We start from the raw sequence: 587 nt of genomic DNA, 5'->3' as shown, positions 1-587 counted from the left end.
TACTGCCGTCTTCACGCTCGACTAGGTCATCTTTAATGATGCCTTGTGCGCTTGCCGACTGGGCATTCACGTGATTGCTGTCCGTTGTTGCCGTAACTATCACCGACTCTCTTGTTTCGGTTTCATTATCATCGAGCACTTCAACGCGTACTTTGACCACGCCTGAATCCGGCGTTTGGAAGCCATTAACTTCGTCGTAATCTTGCCACTCACCGTTTGGTAGCTTGATTTGTACTGCGCCTAAATCCGCGTCCGAAGCTGTGCCTGTGATGTCCAGGAAGGTATTCACCTCACCAAACGCTTCACCCGAGAGCGACACTTCATAGTTAAGATAGGTTTCTTCACCTTCACGCGCTTTATCACCACCTGAAATCTCTAAATCAGGGGCATCAGCATCGACTTTACTGCCGTCTTCACGCTCGACTAGGTCATCTTTAATGATGCCTTGTGCGCTTGCCGACTGGGCATTCACGTGGTTGCTGTCGGTTGTTGCCGTAACTATCACCGACTCTCTTGTTTCGGTTTCATTATCATCGAGCACTTCAACACGTACTTTGACCACGCCTGAGTCCGGCGTTTGGAAGCCA

1 protein-coding gene is annotated in these 587 nt (G+C 49.9%); it reads right to left on the bottom strand.

Annotated elements, in window-relative coordinates; genetic code table 11:
• On the bottom strand, positions 1-587 hold a 587-nt coding region (locus BCU12_RS23195; protein ID WP_157939850.1), incomplete at both ends, for a hypothetical protein.

The sequence above is a fragment of the Vibrio sp. 10N.261.55.A7 genome (assembly GCF_002877365.1).
Lineage (GTDB): Bacteria > Pseudomonadota > Gammaproteobacteria > Enterobacterales > Vibrionaceae > Vibrio.
Note: the sequence above shows the minus strand (reverse complement) of the source record. Positions and strands in the feature narration are given on the sequence as shown.